The 15843-nt window shown below is 59.1% G+C and carries 13 protein-coding genes; 11 read left to right on the forward strand and 2 right to left on the reverse strand.

Features of this window, described 5'->3' with window-relative positions; translation table 11 throughout:
* Positions 1-294 precede the first annotated feature (294 nt).
* Positions 295-1032, forward strand: coding sequence for a PleD family two-component system response regulator (locus ACQ4WN_RS23645; RefSeq protein ID WP_436553720.1), 738 nt, complete (start codon positions 295-297; stop codon positions 1030-1032).
* On the opposite strand, the gene ACQ4WN_RS23650 is transcribed toward ACQ4WN_RS23645, so the two are convergent.
* Both ACQ4WN_RS23650 and ACQ4WN_RS23655 read right to left on the reverse strand, forming a co-directional pair.
* On the reverse strand, positions 1029-3560 hold the full coding sequence (locus tag ACQ4WN_RS23650) for an ABC transporter permease (protein ID WP_436553721.1): 2532 nt from the start codon (positions 3558-3560) through the stop codon (positions 1029-1031). The two genes, ACQ4WN_RS23645 and ACQ4WN_RS23650, sit on opposite strands and share 4 nt — an antisense overlap.
* Before the next feature lie 27 nt (positions 3561-3587).
* A complete protein-coding gene (locus ACQ4WN_RS23655) occupies positions 3588-4619 on the reverse strand; it encodes an adenosine deaminase (RefSeq protein ID WP_436553722.1) in 1032 nt (343 codons plus the stop codon).
* A 117-nt stretch (positions 4620-4736) separates the two neighbouring features.
* On the opposite strand from ACQ4WN_RS23655, the gene ACQ4WN_RS23660 reads away from it, so the two are divergent.
* From ACQ4WN_RS23660 to ACQ4WN_RS23705, 10 genes are all read left to right on the forward strand, one after another.
* Positions 4737-4862: a hypothetical protein gene (locus tag ACQ4WN_RS23660; protein ID WP_436553723.1), complete on the forward strand. Its 126-nt coding sequence runs from the start codon at positions 4737-4739 to the stop codon at positions 4860-4862.
* Between the two features lie 327 nt (positions 4863-5189).
* The gene (locus ACQ4WN_RS23665) at positions 5190-7112 is read left to right on the forward strand and encodes a PrkA family serine protein kinase (protein WP_436553724.1); all 1923 of its coding nucleotides are present in this window, start codon (positions 5190-5192) and stop codon (positions 7110-7112) included.
* A 73-nt stretch (positions 7113-7185) separates the two neighbouring features.
* On the forward strand, positions 7186-8454 hold the full coding sequence (locus ACQ4WN_RS23670) for a YeaH/YhbH family protein (protein WP_436553725.1): 1269 nt from the start codon (positions 7186-7188) through the stop codon (positions 8452-8454).
* Positions 8454-10055 carry a SpoVR family protein gene (locus ACQ4WN_RS23675; RefSeq protein ID WP_436553758.1) on the forward strand — a complete coding sequence of 534 codons (1602 nt, stop codon included), beginning with the start codon at positions 8454-8456 and terminating at the stop codon, positions 10053-10055. Before ACQ4WN_RS23670 ends, ACQ4WN_RS23675 begins: the two co-directional genes overlap by 1 nt.
* Before the next feature lie 538 nt (positions 10056-10593).
* A complete protein-coding gene (locus ACQ4WN_RS23680) occupies positions 10594-11250 on the forward strand; it encodes an energy transducer TonB (protein WP_436553726.1) in 657 nt (218 codons plus the stop codon).
* An 86-nt stretch (positions 11251-11336) separates the two neighbouring features.
* A complete protein-coding gene (locus tag ACQ4WN_RS23685) occupies positions 11337-12257 on the forward strand; it encodes a MotA/TolQ/ExbB proton channel family protein (protein WP_436553727.1) in 921 nt (306 codons plus the stop codon).
* Between the two features lie 5 nt (positions 12258-12262).
* Positions 12263-12691, forward strand: a complete 429-nt coding sequence (locus ACQ4WN_RS23690) for an ExbD/TolR family protein (RefSeq protein ID WP_071075811.1) — start codon at positions 12263-12265, stop codon at positions 12689-12691.
* 105 nt (positions 12692-12796) lie between these two features.
* Positions 12797-13228, forward strand: a complete 432-nt coding sequence (locus ACQ4WN_RS23695) for an ExbD/TolR family protein (RefSeq protein ID WP_170840419.1) — start codon at positions 12797-12799, stop codon at positions 13226-13228.
* Positions 13229-13306: 78 nt separating this feature from the next.
* On the forward strand, positions 13307-14518 hold the full coding sequence (locus ACQ4WN_RS23700) for a tetratricopeptide repeat protein (protein WP_436553728.1): 1212 nt from the start codon (positions 13307-13309) through the stop codon (positions 14516-14518).
* Positions 14519-14814: 296 nt separating this feature from the next.
* Complete coding sequence (locus ACQ4WN_RS23705; protein ID WP_436553729.1) at positions 14815-15786, forward strand: bifunctional riboflavin kinase/FAD synthetase; 972 nt, start codon at positions 14815-14817, stop codon at positions 15784-15786.
* Positions 15787-15843 lie beyond the last annotated feature (57 nt).

Genomic DNA, 15843 nt, shown 5'->3' on the forward strand with positions numbered 1-15843 from the left:
GTTTTCCACTGGGCTGGCTGCATGGAAGACTCCCGTTTGTCTGCTATGTACCGTCAGACAGCAGGTCCCCAGGAAAATTCTCGGAATTCCCCTACTTATCGGGGACAGAGCCTTTTTATTCCTATCCCGTGCATAACGGCAGCGGCATTGGCCTGGCACTGTGCCGGCAGATCGTCACCGCCTGGCAAGCGCATCCGCAGCGTATCGCGCGAGCATGCGTATGCGATCTTCATCCTGGAATTTCCCCAGCTCCTGCCTGCCCGCTTCCAACCCTCTTCTCGCGCAAGGTGACGCATGCAACTGCCCGTCTACACCCATCCGACCCTGAGCGTATTGATCGACGACAGCGATTCCTTCCTGAAAAGCCTGGCGTTCCAGCTCGATCCCGGCCTGGCGCGCAAGACTTTCCACGACACCAGCAGCGTGCTGCACTGGCTGCGCCACAGCACGCCACTGGGCGAGATGCCACTGCACGTCAATTTCGACACGCAAAACCTGCCGCCCGACCAGTGCAACGTGGCGCTCGATCTCGAACGCATCTGGCGCATCAGCGCCCAGGCACAGCGCTTTGCCGTGCCCTCCGTGCTGGTGGTCGATTATTCGATGCCGCAAATGAATGGCCTGGAATTCTGCCAGCGCCATGGCTTCGTCGAGTTTTACATCTTTCCCAATCCCAGCGGCATCCTGTTCTTCACGCGCGATGGCCACGCCAAGTTGATGATCATCGAGACGGAACGCAGCTTGCACACACAGTACGAAATGGCGCGCGACAGCGACGCGCCGGCGTCCTTGCTGCTGGCCCTGCTGGAAATGCGTGTGATCCCGTATTTTTCGGACGCCGACAGCGACGGCATGTATGCGGCGCACATCGGCGAAAACTGGTTCCGCTACTGCGCCGCGCCCACCATCTGCCTGGGCCGCGTGACGTACTTCTGGGCCCTGTTCGACGTGCCGCCGCACCAGCTGGGCAAGCCGGTCACGTCCTACGCGCAATTTCTGCGCGCCCAGGCGGGCGAGAGCGTGGGCGCTTAGCTCTCGCGCAGCGTTTGCAGCGGCGGATGTTTCAAGACATTGCGCAAGCCCAGCCAGCCGCCGGCGATCGCGCACAGGGCGCCGGCCAGTAAACCAAAGGCCCACACGCCCGGCGCGAAGCTCCAGGCGAACTTGAACTGGTAAGTGGCCAGGGCCCAGCCCATGGCGGCCGCGCCCGTGGCCGCCAGCAAGCCGGCCAGCGCGCCCACCAGCGAAAACTCGATCAGCTGCGCCTGCGCCAGCTGGCGCCGCGTGGCGCCCAGCGCGCGCAGCAGGCCCGCTTCGCGCGTGCGCTCGTCCTGCGAACCCATCAATGCTGCATACAGCACCAGCAAGCCCGAGGCCAAAGTAAACGCGAACAGGAATTCGACGGCCGTGACCACCTGGTCCAGCACGCCCTGGATTTGCTTGAGCACGCCGCCCACGTCCACCACCGTCAGGTTCGGGTAATCGCGCAGCAAGGCGTTGCCCAGATCCGCCTGCGAGGGAGGCAAGTGAAATGCCGTGATCCACGTCTGCGGCGTATCCGCCATGGCGGCCGGGTTGATGATGACAAAGAAATTGACGCGCATCGAGCCCCATTCCAGCTTGCGCAGGCTGGTGATCGCCGCTTCCACGGGCTGGCCGGCGATGTCGAAGCGCAGCTTGTCGCCCAGTTTCAGCTTCAGGGTCTTGGCAATGCCCTCTTCCACCGACGCTTCTGCCGGCGCTCCGGGCGCATTGCTGAACCACTTTCCGGCCACGAGCTTGTTTTCTTCCTGCATGGTGGCCATCGTCGACAGGTTGAATTCGCGGTCGGCCAGGCCCTTGGCGCGGTCATCCTCGTAAGTTGCTTCCGTGATGGTGTTGCCATTCACGGCCACCAGGCGCCCCCGTATCATCGGATACAAAGGCGCGTTGGCCACGCCGGCTTGCGCCAGGCGCGCGGCAATCGGGTCTTTCTGTTCCGGCAGGATATTGATCATGAAGCGGTTCGGCGCGTCCGGCGGCGTGGCATTGCGCCAGGCCACCATCAGGTCGCCGCGCACTACGGTCAGCAGCAGCAAGGCCATCAGACCCAGGGCCAGCGACACCACCTGGATGACGGTGGCGCCCGGACGGCGCTGCAGGGACGTGACGGCGAAGCGCCAGCCCTGGTGATTGAATGCGCCACGAAGCGATTTGAGCGACTTGATGCCCAGCCAGCCGGCCAGGCCGAACAGGGCAAAGCCGCCCAGGAAACCGGCCGCCGTCAGCAGCGCCAGTTTCACGTCGCCCGCCTGCCACAAGAGCAGCACGACGAAGGCGACGATGCCCAGGCCATAGGTCGCCAGGGCCAGCGCCTGCGGCGGCTCCTGCTCGCGGCGTATCACGCGGTTATGCGGAACATTGCGCAACTGCAAAATTGGCGGCAGGGCAAAGCCCAGCAACAACAGCATGCCGGTGGCCACGCCTTGCAATGCGGGCAGCATGGAGACGGGCGGCAAGTCGCTCTGCACCAGCTTGCCCAACAGCTCCAGCAGCACCAGGTGACCACCGAAGCCCACCATCACGCCGACCACACTGCCGGCCAGGCCGACGTGCAGGAATTCGATCACATACATGGCCGTGACCTGGTTTTGCGTCAAGCCCAGGCAGCGCAGCATGGCGCAGGCATCCAGGTGGCGCAGCATGAAGCGGCGCGCTGCCATGGCCACGGCGACGGCCGCCAGCATGGCCGACAGCAAGCCGACCAGCGACAGGAAACGGTCGGCGCGGTCCAGCGTCGATTGCATCTGCGGGCTGCCCGATTCCAGCGATTCGATGCGCACGCCCTTGATGGCCTGCGTCTTGATCTGGCTTTCCAGCCAGGCTTGATATTGCGCAAGCTCCGCCGCCTTGGCCGGCGGCGCCGACAGCAGCAAGCGGTAAGACACGCGCGATCCGTTCTGCACCAGCGCCGTGGCGGCCAGGTCGGACAGGGGCAGCATCACGCGCGGGGCGAAATTCAAAAAGGAGGCGCCCCGGTCCGGTTCGCTGGCGATCAGTTGCGTGACGGTAAAGGCCTTGTCGCCCAGTGTCAAAGTGTCGCCCAGTTTCGCGTTCAGGCTGGACAGGATCGCCGCATCGACCCACAGGGTGCCGGGCGCTGGCACCTGATCGGTGGGCCGCCCCACGGCATCCTGCGCTTCGCTCGGTTGGGTGGTGATTTTCAGCTTGCCCCGCTGCGGGTAGCCGGGCGAGACAGCCTTGATGGACGCCAGTTGCGACAGCGACTGCTCGCCCTCGCCCGCCTGCGCCATGCTGGGAAAGGTCACCGTGTCGGCCAAAGTAAAACCGTGCTTGACGGCTTCGGCGCGCCAGACGGGATTGACAGGCTGGTCAGCGCTGATGACCAGGTCGGCCCCCAGCAACTGGTGCGCGTCGCGATTCAGGCCGGCGCGCAGGCGGTCGACGAAGAAGCCCACGGCCGACAGGGCCGCCACGGCCACGATCAGCGCGACGAGCAGAAAACGCAATTGCCCGGCGCGCCAGTCGCGGCCGGTCATTTTCAGGGAGAGGCGGAGCATGGGCGGCGGGTCTTTATGAACGTTTATTTACTGCGCCGCACCGTGGGCAGCGGCGTGCCGGGCAAAATACGCATCGACGGTAGCGAGGAAGGCATCTTTCTGCGCCTGCGGCAGGAAGGCGGCGATGAAACCGTTGCGCGCCAGGCGTTGCGCGTGGGACAGGCCCAGCGGCAAGGCATCGAAAATGGCATCGAAATTATCGTTCATGTAGCCGCCGAAATACGCGGGATCGTCCGAGTTGACCGTCACCAGCAGGCCCGCATCGAGCAGTTGCACCAGGTTATGGTCATGCATCTGGTCAAACACGCGCAGTTTGGTATTCGACAAGGGGCACACGGTCAGCGCGATTTGTTCGCGCGCCAGGCGGGCTGTCAGTTCCGCGTCTTCCAGGCAGCGCACGCCATGGTCGATGCGTTCGACTTGCAAATCGTCGAGCGCCGTGCGGATGTAGGCTGGCGGGCCTTCTTCGCCGGCGTGGGCCACCAGGTGCAGGCCCAGCTCGCGGCAACGGGCAAACACACGCGAGAATTTCTCGGGCGGGTTGCCCACTTCCGAGGAATCGAGGCCGATGCCGATGAATTTGTCGCGGTGCGGCAAGGCGTCTGCCAGGGTGTCGAAGGCTTCTTCCTCGCTCAGGTGGCGCAGGAAACACAGGATCAGGGCCGCGCTGACAGGGCTGTCCTGGCAGGCGCGGTGAATGCCATTAATAACATCCGCCATCGCCACACCGCGCGCCGTGTGCGTTTGCGGGTCGAAGAAAATTTCCGTGTGCAAGACGTTATCGGCTTCGGCACGCTGCAGATAGGCTTGCGTCATGTCATAGAAATCCTGCTCTTTCAAGAGCACGCTTGCGCCAGCGTAATAAATGTCGAGAAAGGACTGCAAATCCGTAAAAGCATAGGCGCTGCGCAAGTGTTCCACCGATTCATAGCCCAGCGGCACGCCATTGCGCTCGGCCAGTGCGAAAATCAGTTCTGGCTCCAGCGAACCTTCGATATGGATATGCAGTTCGGCCTTCGGCATGCCGCGGACGATCGCGCGCAATTGGGGGTTCATCATGGGTATTCCTTATAAGGTGACGATAAAAGTGCTGGCACGCGCACGCGCGGCGCGCAGCGCCATCAGACATGCAGGCATCTTAGCGCAAGATGGCCGGCCTCACCGGCGCTGGCCGCCATGGCACTGGCGCCGGCGGCTGCATGGCCGGCACCGGCACGCGCTGGCGAATTGTCGTATGATGGTTTAAAAGGTACAAAAAAGTTCATTGAAATCGCTGAAAAATTTGATAATTTATCCAATTAAATCAACAATTTACAAACAAGTATTAAGGATATGCTGACATATCTTTTGACTTCCTGATCCTTTAGAGCAATAATTAATTTCATGGGGTAAAGGTAGGTGCAACAAGCGCTATCAACAGTGAAAAAAAGCCGGCTGGCCACGTCAGCGCACGGCATCAAGCGCCAGTTTTTTGGTCCGGGCAATCCGGACTCGCAAAGACAGCCGGGCTTGAAACAACAATAAAAATCGGTACGGGGTACAGGAAAAGTTCAGACGGCAAGCCCAGGCGAGTGCCAGGCGGGCGGCCATGGTGACTGGCAGTTCAGGTTTACATTAAAGGACATTGACATGACCATTTTTGATAACTATGCAGCACGCTACGAGCGCACCCGCGAAGAGGAAATGTCGCTCACCGAATACCTGGCCCTGTGCAAGAAGGACAAGCTGACCTACGCCAGCGCGCCCGAACGCATGCTGGCCGCCATCGGCGAACCGCAACTGGTCGACACGCGCAACGACACGCGTTTGTCGCGCATCTTCGCCAACAAGGTGATCAAGATCTACCCCGCCTTCCGCGAGTTCTACGGCACCGAGGAAGTCATCGAGCAAGTCGTCTCGTATTTCCGCCACGCGGCGCAGGGCCTGGAAGAACGCAAGCAGATCCTGTATCTGCTGGGGCCGGTCGGCGGCGGCAAGTCGTCCATCGCGGAAAAACTCAAGTCGCTGATGGAACACGTGCCCTTCTATTGCCTGAAAGGCTCACCCGTCAACGAATCGCCGCTGGGCCTGTTCAACGAGGAAGAGGACGGCACCATCCTGGAAGAGGATTACGGCATCCCGCGCCGCTACCTGCGCAACATCCCCAGCCCGTGGGCCGTCAAGCGCCTGCATGAATTCAACGGCGACATCAACCAGTTCCGCGTCGTCAAGCGCTACCCGTCCGTGCTGAAGCAGATCGCCATCTCGAAAACGGAGCCGGGCGACGAGAACAACCAGGATATTTCCTCGCTGGTGGGCAAGGTCGACATCCGCAAGCTGGAAGACTACGCGCAGGACGACCCGGACGCCTACAGCTATTCGGGCGGCCTGTGCCTGGCCAACCAGGGCTTGATGGAATTCGTGGAAATGTTCAAGGCACCGATCAAGGTGCTGCATCCGCTGCTGACGGCCACGCAGGAAGGCAATTACAAGGGCACGGAAGGTTTTGGCGCGATTCCGTTCGACGGCATCATCCTGGCCCACTCGAACGAGTCGGAATGGAAGACCTTTAAAAACAACCGCAACAACGAGGCTTTCCTTGACCGTATCTATATCGTCAAGGTGCCGTACTGCCTGCGCGTGACCGATGAAATCAAGATCTACGACAAGCTGGTGGCCAATTCCTCGCTGGTCAAGGCCCCGTGTGCGCCCGGCACCCTGCGCATGATGGCGCAGTTCGCCATCCTGTCGCGCCTGAAAGACCCGGAAAACTCCAGCATTTTCTCGAAGATGCTCGTCTACGATGGCGAAAACCTCAAGGATACGGACCCGAAAGCGAAGTCCATGCACGAATACGTGGATTACGCGGGCGTGGACGAGGGCATGAACGGCCTGTCGACGCGCTTTGCCTTCAAGATCCTGTCGAAAGTGTTCAACTTTGACAATTCCGAAGTGGCAGCCAATCCCGTGCACTTATTATATGTACTGGAACAGCAGGTCGAGCGCGAGCAGTTCGCGCCGGAACTCGAACAGCGCTACTTCTCCTATATTAAAGAGCACCTGGCGCAGCGCTATGTGGAATTCATCGGCAAGGAGATCCAGACGGCTTACCTGGAAAGCTATTCGGAATACGGCCAGAACATTTTCGACCGCTATGTGACGTTTGCCGATTTCTGGATACAGGACCAGGAATACCGCGATCCGGACACGGGCGAAAGCTTCGACCGCGAATCGCTGAACAATGAACTCGAGAAGATCGAGAAGCCGGCGGGCATTTCCAATCCGAAGGATTTCCGCAATGAAATCGTGAACTTCGGGCTGCGCGCGCGGGCCTCGAACGGCGGCAAAAATCCCGCCTGGACCAGTTATGAAAAATTCCGCACCGTGATCGAAAAGAAAATGTTCTCGAATACGGAAGAATTGCTGCCCGTGATTTCCTTCAATGCCAAGGCCAGCGCCGACGATGCCAACAAGCACGCCGACTTCGTGGCCCGCATGGTGGAAAAAGGCTATACGGCCAAGCAGGTACGCCTGTTATGCGAATGGTACTTGCGCGTACGCAAGTCATCCTAGCGCGGACAGCGGAGGCGCGCTCCCGCCCGGCGACTGGCGGGGGCGCGCAAGACGAGAGGCAAGGAGGCACCCTTTGACATACCTCATCGACAGGCGCTTGCAAAGCAAGAACAAGTCCGCCGTCAACCGCGAGCGTTTCCTGCGGCGTTACAAGGGCCAGATCAAGGATGCCGTGGGGCGCGCCATCAAGGGGCGCTCGATCACGGACGTTGAAAATGGCGAAAAGGTCAGCATCCCCGTCAAGGACGTGGGCGAACCGTCGTTCGGCCACGCGCATGGGGGCGTATGGGAAGTGGTCAATCCCGGCAACAAGGAATACCTGAAGGGCGACCAGATCGCCAGGCCGAAAGGCGGCGGTGGCGGCGGGCGGGGCAAGGCCGGCAATAGCGACGAGACGACGGAAGACGACTTCATCTTCGAATTGTCGCGCGAAGAATTCATGAATTATTTCTTCGAGGACTTGGAATTGCCGCACATGGTAAAAACCCAGCTGACGGCCACCACGGAATTCAAGAACCAGCGCGCCGGCTACAATATGTCGGGCACGCCATCGAACATCCATGTGCTGCGTTCCCTGCGCGGCGCACTGGGCCGGCGCATCGCCATCGGCGGCGGCGCCCGCAAGCAATTGGCGCAGGCCGAGGAAGACCTGGCGGCCCTGCTGCACGAAGGCGTGCCCGAGGATGACATACTGGTGCAGGAACTGCGCCGCCAGATCCACCACATCCACACGCGCTTGCTGGCGATTCCCTTCATCGACCCGTTCGACTTGCGCTACAGCAATCGCATCAAGGTGCCCAAGCCGATGACGCAGGCAGTGATGTTCTGCATCATGGACGTCTCCGGTTCCATGGACGAATCACGCAAGGACACGGCCAAGCGCTTCTTCATCCTCCTGTATCTGTTCCTCAAGCGCGCCTACGACAAGATCGAGGTCGTCTTCATCCGCCACCATACGGCAGCGGCGGAAGTGGACGAGCATGAATTCTTCAATTCGCGCGAGTCCGGCGGCACCGTGGTGTCTTCCGCCCTGCACTTGCTCAATACCATCATCGACGAGCGCTATGGCGCGGGGCAATGGAACAGCTATGTGGCACAGGCGTCCGACGGCGACAACTGGGACAACGATTCCGTGCTGTGCCGCCAGTTGCTGATCAACACCATCATGCCCAAGGTGCAGTACTACACGTATGTCGAGATCACCGATGGCCCGCAGCAAAACCTGTGGGAGCAATATGCGGGCGTGCTCGACCATCATGCCCATTTCGCCATGCAAAAGATCGTCACACCGGCCGATATCTACCCGGTCTTCCGCGAACTGTTCAAGAAACAGGTGAAATGATGAGTGCAGCCTTTGACCGCGCCAGCAACACCCCGGGCGAACCGTTCGTGCGCCTGCGCCACCCGAACGCCCTGCCCGAGCAATCGGAATGGACGTTCGAGCTGATCGAGCAAATCCACGAGGAAATCCGCCGCGTGGCGAAACAGTTCGGCCTCGATACCTATCCGAACCAGCTGGAAATCATCACGGCCGAGCAGATGATGGATGCCTACACCTCGGTCGGCATGCCCGTCTCCTACAACCACTGGTCGTTCGGCAAGCATTTTCTTTCCACAGAAAAAAGCTACAAGCGCGGGCAGATGGGCCTGGCCTACGAGATTGTCATCAACTCGAACCCGTGCATCGCCTATTTAATGGAGGAAAACAGCCTGACCATGCAGTCGCTGGTGATCGCGCATGCGGCCTATGGCCACAACTCCTTCTTCAAGGGCAACTATCTGTTCCGCGCCTGGACGGATGCCGATGCCATCATCGACTATATGGTGTTTGCCAAGAATTACATTGCCGAATGCGAGCAGCGCCATGGCGTCGATGCGGTGGAATTGCTGCTCGACTCTTGCCACGCCATCCAGAACTATGGCGTGGACCGCTACAAGCGCCCGGCGAAACTGTCGATGGAGAAGGAATATGCGCGCCAGAAAGAGCGTGAAGCGTATGTACAGTCGCAGATCAACCAGCTGTGGCGCACCCTTCCCCGGCGTGAAGATGATGAGGACGAGGAAGATCAGCGCAAGGCAGCCCCCCGCTTTCCGCCCGAACCCGAGGAAAACCTGCTGTACTTTATAGAGAAGTACGCGCCGCTGCTGGAGCCATGGCAGCGCGAGATGGTGCGCATCGTGCGCAAGATTTCCCAGTATTTCTATCCGCAGCGGCAAACCCAGGTGATGAACGAGGGTTGGGCTACCTTCTGGCACTACACGATATTGAACCAGTTATATGACGAAGGCGTGGTGGGCGACGGCTTCATGATGGAATTTCTGAAAAGCCATACCAACGTGGTCTATCAGCCGCCCATCGACAGCCCCTATTACAGCGGCATCAACCCGTATGCGCTGGGTTTTGCCATGATGAGCGACATCCGCCGCATCTGCGAGCATCCGACCGACGAAGACCGCGCCTGGTTCCCCGACATCGCCGGCAGCGACTGGCGCAAGAGCCTGGACTTTGCCATGCGCAATTTCAAGGATGAAAGCTTCATCGCCCAGTATCTGTCGCCGCGGCTGATCCGCGAATTCCATTTCTTTGCCGTGCTCGACGACGACAAGAATGAAAAACTCGCCATTTCCGCCATCCACGACGATGCCGGCTACCGCTACGTGCGCCAGCAGCTGGCCGAACAATACAACCTTGGCAACCGCGAGCCGAATATCCAGGTCTGGTCCGTCAATACGCGCGACGACCGCGCATTGACCCTGCGCCACACGCAATTCCTGCGCCGCCCGCTGAACCAGCAGGCGGTCGAAGTGCTCAAGCACGTGGCACGGCTGTGGGGCTTCGATGTGCACCTCGATACGGTCGATCCGCAAGGCCTCGTCCTCGGCACCTTGAATTGCCGGCGCGAGAAGCGCAACCGGCGCGACGATGCGCCGGCACGGCCATAAGTGATATTATTGACAATTATTTTGGCAAGAATATAAGCGCTTCCTATACCACCATAGGAATTCCGTATGGCCTGGCGACGTCGAAATCGCCGCCAGGAGCGTCTTTTTTGACCTGGGTGAAGTTCCTTTCGCACCCGATTGGTGCGCGCACATGGCTAAGTGGTCTGGTTCCGAGGTAAAACATTCCTTAAAGGAAATATTTTTCTCCAAATTTAGCGGTTTCTATATTGAATATCACGAAATATAATTCCGTCATATCGGCACATCGAAGAACTTAGCAGTGGTAGCCCAAAACGGCTGTAAAAAACCGATAAGACCGCCTTTTTTTATGTCCGAAAGCGTGCAAAGATGACATAAGCAAGTACGTTTTCAGGGCGCAAAAGCGCCAAAAATTTAACCGGTTTTAGGCGTTAAAAATCTGTGTAAAATAAAGAATTCGTATGTATAATTCGGCGACGTCCCGGATACGGCTGGAGCTTTGTGTCGTCATTTTGGGGTTCAGTTGCAAGACAAGAGATGGTATTTGGAGAAAGCAGGCATGAATTTTTCGAACGAGAAAAGTCCCAAGAACTACACAGGCATCACTGTCGTTGTCCTGCTGCACGTTCTCGCGGCTTACGGGATCGCGACGGGCTTGGGCAAGCGGTTAGTTACCAAAATGATGGAACCGGTTGAAACCAAGATTATCGAGGAAGTCAAACCGCCTCCACCGAAGGACCTTCCACCGCCACCACCGCCGCCAGAAATGAAAGCGCCACCGCCGCCATTCATTCCGCCAGTCGAGGTGAACGTGCAGCAGCCGCCACCACAACAGAACGTGATTGCAAATGCGACTGCTGTGAAGCCAGCCACGAATGTATTGGCACCGCCAGCGGCGCCTGCACAGCCTGCGCCAACTCCTGGACCAGCCAAATCGGTGCGTACACCGGCCGTGGTTGACTTCAGTGTCTGCGAAAAACCGGTTTATCCAAAGTCGTCGCAGCGCAATGAGGAAACCGGTGTGGTGACACTGTCGTTCCTGATCGGTGTAGACGGCAAGGTCGCTGATTCGAAGATCGTGAAGTCCAGCGGCTTCAGAGACCTGGATAAGGCCGCGCAGCAAGGTATCGGCCGCTGCACATTCAAGCCGGCAACAGTTGACGGCAAGCCGGAACAAGGCTGGCAGCAAATGCAATACGTTTGGTCGCTGGATTAAACCCCGAGACAGTTATCCCCTGTCTCACACTATGATTTCGTTGTCATTACGTTCAGCGATCTGTTATTTTTAATTTTGGAGGAAGCATGTTTAAGAATACCCGTTTGTCCGCATTTTTTGCCGCGGTTCTGTTGTCCGTTACCGCTACTACCGCTCTGGTAGCAGCTCCGGCATTCGCTGACGCGCCAGCATCGGCTGCCGCTTCGGCTCCTGCGGCAGACGCTGCTCCAGCACCAGTTGCCGCAGATGCCGCCGCTCCAGCAGCCGCTCCAGCCGCTGACGCAGCAGCTCCAGCCAAAACCGAAGAAGTGCACAACCCGTTCGGCCTGTCCGCAGTATGGGACGGCGGTTTCGTGCCACGCGCTACCCTGATCATCCTGTCCATCATGTCGATCGGCAGCTGGTACATCATCATCACCAAACTGCTGGATCAAATGAAGATCTTCAAGCAATCTAAAGAAGCCGCTTCCAAATTCTGGAAAGCTCCTTCGATCGCTGCTGGTTCGGCAACCCTGAGCGAAGGCTCGCCATTCCGCTTCATCGCTGAATCGGGTACCAAGGCAACGGCGCACCATGACGGCGCCCTGCTGGAACAAATCGATCTGTCGACCTGGGTGACGATGTCGATCCAGCGCGCTTCGGACAAAGTCCAATCGCGTCTGCAAGATGGCCTGTCGTTCCTGGCAACCGTTGGTTCGACCGCACCGTTTATCGGTCTGTTCGGTACCGTTTGGGGTATTTACGGCGCGCTGACCGCTATCGGCATGACCGGTAACGCATCGATCGACAAAGTTGCAGGTCCAGTTGGTGAAGCACTGATCATGACCGCTTTCGGTCTGCTGGTCGCCGTTCCTGCCGTTCTGGGTTACAACTGGCTGGTGCGTCGTAACAAATCCGCAATGGAAGACATCCGCTCGTTCAGCGCCGACGTTCACTCGGTTCTGGTTTCCGGCGTCATGTCGACCAGCGAAGCTGGCCGTGCTGCCGGCGCTAAAAAGATCGGATAAGAATCATGTCGATGTCCGTCGGCTCCGACAGCGGAGATGAAGATCAAGTAATGTCAGAAATCAACACGACGCCGCTCGTCGACATCATGTTGGTTTTGCTGATCATTTTCTTGATTACGAGTCCGGTTGTCCTCAAGCTGCAGAAAATCGATCTGCCGATTGAGGCCAATCAAGCCCTGCAAACCAAACCAGAGAACGTTAACATCGTTGTTAACAAGGACGGCGAGATCTACCTGGGCCAGACCAGACTGAAAGACACGAACGAACTGTTCGATTATCTTAAAGTTGAAGCAGTGAAAGTACCGCAGCCGGAAGTACACGTTCGTGGCGACCAAGAAACACGCTACGAATCGATCGGCCGGGTTATTTACACGACCCAACGTGCCGGGATCCAGAAGGTCGGCTTCATCACCGAACCACCTGACAAGGGCTGATAGCGGCTGGCAGCGGCGTCCCGGCAACATGGGGATGCCACTGGCGGAAGCTGACCGGGCGGTAGTTTCGCCCGGTGCTTCGTTGGACTTCTTAAAGGAAACACTATGAGTATGAATGTCGGTTCGGGAAGCGCAGCAGGCGCGGATCCGGAACCAATGATGGAACTGAACATGACGCCCCTCATCGACGTGATGCTGGTGCTGATTATCATGTTGATCATCACGATTCCTAAGCAAAACCACTCGGTGAACCTGAACATGCCGGTCGGCACCCCGCCGCCACCGACAACCGAACCAGTGGTCGTCACGATCGATGTCGATTTTGATGGCACTATCTTGTGGGACAATCAGGTCGTACCTGATCGTAATACGCTGGAAGCCAAGCTGAGCAACGTTGCTGCGCAAGCAGACCAGCCAGAAGTGCATCTGCGTCCTAACAAGCTGGTGGAATACAAAGTCGTCGCCGGTGTGATGGCGTCGGCGCAGCGTCTGGGCGTGACCAAAATCGGTCTGGTCGGCAACGAGCAATTCCAGTAAGCTGTAGCAATCAGGTTATCTTTACATCCGAATAGGCAGGACTTCCTGCCTATTCGCTTTTTACTGAAAGACTTTCTTATGTCCAAGTTTCGTCTCGCTCATCTCGGCCTCGTCATGGCCGCTATCGGTTTTACCGCAGCAACTCCCGTAATCGGCCTGGGCTCGCTGGCATACGCCGCGGACACCGTGCGTGCCGAAGTGGGCAAGCCACTGCAAGAAGCGCAAAAACTCGCTAGCAGCGGCAAAAACAAGGAAGCGCTGGCCAAGCTGCGCGAAGCTGACAGCGTCGGCGGCAAGACCGCCTTTGAAAGCTACCAGATCGAGCGCGTACGCGCCTCGGCCGCTGCTGCCGCCGGCGATAACGGCACCGCCATCAAGGCCTTTGAAGCCGTCATCAATTCCGGCCGCCTGAGCGCCGCCGAAGCCCCCAAATTCACGCAAGCGCTGGCAGGCATGTACTACCGCGCCAAGGACTGGCCGAACACCATCACCTGGATCAAACGCTCGCTGAAAGACCGCGAAGATCCACAGATGCGCGAACTGCTGATCCAGACCTACTACGTCAGCGGCAACTTCGCCGAAGCGGCCAAGGAACTGCAAGCACGCGGCGGCAACTCGGAAGCGAGCCTGCAAATGCTGGCCAACATCCAGTTGAAGCAAAACGACAAGGCCGGCTATGTGGCCACCCTGGAAAAACTGGCATCGAGCTATCCGAAGACCAGCTACTGGGCCGACCTGCTGAACCGCGTTTCGGGCAAACCAGGCTTCTCGCAACGCCTGGGCCTGGACGTCCAGCGCCTGCGCCTGGCCAACGGCCTGTTCACCAAGCCGTCCGAATACATGGAAATCAGCCAGCTGGCCCTGCAAGCAGGCAATCCGGGTGAAGCATTGAGCATCATCGAGCAGGGCTACAAAAAAGGCGTGCTGGGTACCGGCGCCGATGCCGCCCGTCACCAGCGCCTGAAAGACCTGGCCCTGAAAACCCAGGCCGACCTGAAAGCCAGCGCCGCCAAGTCGGAAGCAGAATACGTCAAGAACAAGGACGCCGACAGCTTGAGCAAGCTGGGCTTTGCCCTGGTCTACGACGGCCAGGCTGAAAAGGGCCTGGGCTTGATGAATGATGCCGTGAAACTGGGCACCGCCAAGTACGCGGAAGAAGCCAAGCTGCATCTGGGCATCGCCTACATGCACGCCGGCAAAAAGTCCAATGCCACGACGGCGTTCAAGGCCGTCAAGGGCACGGATGGCGCTGCGGACCTGGCCCGTTACTGGACCTTGATGAACAAATAATTGACATCGAACCCAAGCTACTGCGCGTCGCGCTTTGCGGCCTGTGATGCTCACCGTACTAGCGTACGGTTGCGTTTCTTGGCCACAAGGGGGCGCCGAGCCTCACTGCCGCTCGCTACGCCTGGGTTCGACGTTGATAGTGTATTGAATCAATACTAAAGCGTTGCCAGCACACCCGCCGGCAACGCTTTTTATCATTTCAGCAGGGAAATTACCCCTGTGCCCGCCCTGCCGGGTGTGCATCCCTGAAACAGTCCGTATAATCCCCCTTTTGGCACAGTTTTCATCAGATTCCTATGAAGGTATTCCGCGGACTTCCCAATGCCCAGGCACGAGCGCCTTGCGCTCTGACCATCGGCAATTTTGACGGTGTCCACATCGGCCATCAAGCCTTGCTGGCGCGCGTGCGCGGCGCTGCGACCGAACTCGGCATTGAAGCGGCCGTGATGACGTTCGAACCGCACCCGCGCGAATTCTTTGCGCAGCGCGCGGGCGACCTGTCCAAAGCCCCGCAGCGCATCGCCAACCTGCGCGACAAGCTGCAATCGCTGGACGACGCCGGCATCGACAGAGTGGTCGTCGAGCACTTCAGCGCGCAATTCGCCGCCTTGACGCCGCAGGAATTCACGCAAAAAGTCCTCGTCGACGGCTTGCACGTGAAATGGCTAATGGTTGGCGACGATTTTTGCTACGGCGCCCGGCGCGCCGGCGACGTCGCCATGCTGCAGGAAGCGGGCCGCGAATACGGTTTCCATGTAGAGACATTACCTACCGTCATGAATGGCAGCACGCGCATCTCGTCGTCCGCCGTGCGCCTGGCCCTGGCCGCCGGTGATTTCCCGCTAGCCACGCAGTTGCTGGGCCACCCGTACGCCATTTCCGGACACGTGATCCACGGCCAGAAGCTGGGCCGTACCCTGGGTTTCCCCACCCTGAACCTGCGCGTGGCGCACCGTCCTGCCCTGTCCGGCATCTTCATCGTGCAAGTGCACGGCCTGGGGCCGCTGCCGCTGCCGGCCGTGGCCAGCCTGGGCGTGCGCCCTACCGTCGACGACAGCGGCCGCGTCTTGCTGGAAGTACATCTGTTTGATTTCGCCCAGTCCTGTTACGGCAAGCTGGTACGCGTGGAGTTTTTGCAAAAACTGCGCGACGAAGAAAAGTATGACGACTTACCCACCCTGACGGCCGCCATCGAGCGCGACTCGAACCAGGCGCGCGCCTATTTTGAGCAGCGCAGCGGCGCCATTACCGCTACCGACCGAATTTGACGCCGGCCAACTCCGCCGCCTGGCGGCGCCTGCCGCCACAAACCCGCTACAAAAATA

The organism is Janthinobacterium pasteuri, assembly GCF_051380775.1.
Taxonomy (GTDB): domain Bacteria; phylum Pseudomonadota; class Gammaproteobacteria; order Burkholderiales; family Burkholderiaceae_D; genus Janthinobacterium.